The organism is Azospirillum sp. B506 (genome assembly GCF_000333595.1).
Lineage (GTDB): Bacteria > Pseudomonadota > Alphaproteobacteria > Azospirillales > Azospirillaceae > Azospirillum.
Map to the genome: position 1 here is coordinate 1 of NZ_BADK01000217.1, position 2,198 is coordinate 2,198.

The 2,198-nt window shown below is 66.0% G+C and carries 1 protein-coding gene; it reads right to left on the reverse strand.

Annotated elements, in window-relative coordinates:
- Nucleotides 1-33: 33 nt before the first annotated feature.
- Nucleotides 34-2,198, reverse strand: a 2,165-nt coding sequence (locus I71_RS34850; RefSeq protein WP_049975973.1) for an FG-GAP-like repeat-containing protein, incomplete at its 5' end; no start/stop codon positions are given.

Below are 2,198 nucleotides of genomic sequence, written 5' to 3' on the forward strand. Positions count from 1 at the left end.
TGCCCATTCCTTCTGCCCCGGTCAGTCGCCCCATCACCGCCATGCGGCGGTGATGGCATGCTCCACGGACGGATAGAGATCGGGATCGATGCTCATCGTCCCGGCCGTTGGCGGAGCGAAGCCGGCCATGGCCTGGACCAGCCCGTCCACCATCGAATCCAGCAGCACGGTCCCATCGGCGGTTTCCATGCTGTCCATATGGTGCTCGGCACCACTGTACCAGCCGGCGATGGTCACCTTGTCGGCCGTTCCGACCACCTGCACCTCCAGGTCGCTGCCCGATTTGGTGAACCAGAGCTGGTGGGCATCGATGCCGGCCTCGAACACCAGCCGGTCGTTGCCGATGTCGCTGTCATTCTCGACGATGCGATCCCGCCCGTCCCCGCGTCCGAAACGGTAGACATCGTTACCCAGCCCGCCGGCCAGCGTGTCGTCCCCCGCCCCGCCGCTCAGCGTGTCATCGTTGTCCACCGACCTGGACACCACGACGCTGTTGGAGCCGAAGCCGACGATGTCGGCGCGACCGTCGCCATCGACATCGGCGACCTGCCGCGGGTAGCTGTTGTAGTTGCTCCAGCCGTTATAGCCGTAATCGCTGATGCCGAGACGAATCCGGCTGAAGGTTCCATCCTCCCGACCGAACGACACATAGGCTCCGTTGGACGCGAAGCCGACGATGTCCATCCGTCCATCGCCGTTCACATCCGCCAGTTCACGGGGATATTGGTCCTGGGTTGTCCAGCCGCCCGAATCCTTTGTGAAGTTGTCGCTGTAGGCGGTGATGATCGGGCCGAAGGTGCCGTCGGCCCTGCCACGGGCGACGTAGACCTGGGAGGAACCGAAGCCGACAATGTCGGCCATACCATCGCCATCGACATCGCCGAGAAGACGCGGATAGTCATTTCCGTTGGACCAGCCACCATAGCCGGTCGTGAAGTTGCCACTGAAAGCCACCTTCACAGCCCCGAAACTTCCGTCCGCCTGTCCAAGGGCGATGACCACGGAGGAGCTGGAGAAGCCGACAATGTCGGCCCTGCCATCGCCGTTCACATCGCCAAGCAGGCGGGGATACTGCCCCATGCTGGTCCAGGTCGTGCCGGAAGTCAGAGTGCCGCTCAGCGCCGTCTGTGCCGTCGCGAAAGTTCCATCCGCTTGGCCCAGGGCCACCCGCACCTCGCTGCTCGCGAAGCCGACGATGTCCATCCGGCCATCGCCATTCACGTCGGCCAGTTGCCGGGGATTGACGTTCTGACTGGTCCAGCCGCCATAGGTCGGCGTGAACTCCCCGTTGTAGGCGACCTTGACGGGTCCGAAGCTGCCGTCCGCCTGCCCGAGAGCGATCTGGACAGAGCTGCTGGAGAAACCGACGATGTCCGCCCGGCCATCGCCATTCACGTCGCCGGTCAGGCGGGGAACATAGTCCTGCGTGGTCCAGGTGACCGAGAAGGCACCATTGAACACCGTTTCCCTCGTCTCGAACAGGTAGGTGCCGCTTCCCGACCCGGCATCGCCAACCAGGCTGTCGTTGCCGTCGCCACCTTCCAGCACATCCCGGCCGGTGCCGCCCACCAGAGTGTCGTCACCGCTCCCACCGGAAAGCCGGTCATCGTCGGCACCACCACCAAGCCCGTCGTTGCCGGCACCGCCATCGAGACTGTCGTCGCCGGCCTCACCCGACAGGGTGTCGTTGGCATCGCCGCCCTCCAGCGTGTCCCGTCCGATGCCGCCCACCAGTGTATCGACGCCGTCCCCGCCCGTCAGCCGGTCGTCGCCGGCACCGCCGGCAAGCATGTCGTCGCCTGCACCGCCATCGAGGCTGTCGTCGCCATCGCCGCCCGACAGATTGTCGTTGCCGCCGCCGCCCAGCAGGGTGTCGTCGCCCCCCTCGCCATAGGCGACGTCGAAGTCGCCGCTTCCCGCCAGATCGGCCCGGCTGTCCAGCAGGTCGTTGCCGTCGCCGCCATGCAACTCGTCACGGCCGGTGCCGCCGACCAGCGTGTCGTCGCCGCCATAGCCGGCCAGCAGGTCGTTGCCGCCCCGCCCGTCGATCAGATCGCCGTTGCCATAGCCGAACAGAGCCTCGCCGCCATCGCCGCCGACCGTTTCCAGCCGCAGCGCCGGATTCGACAACAGCACCTCCGTCCCGTCCTGGAAGCGGACGGTCTGGAGATAGTTGCTGCCGTCGCCCCCATCCTGAA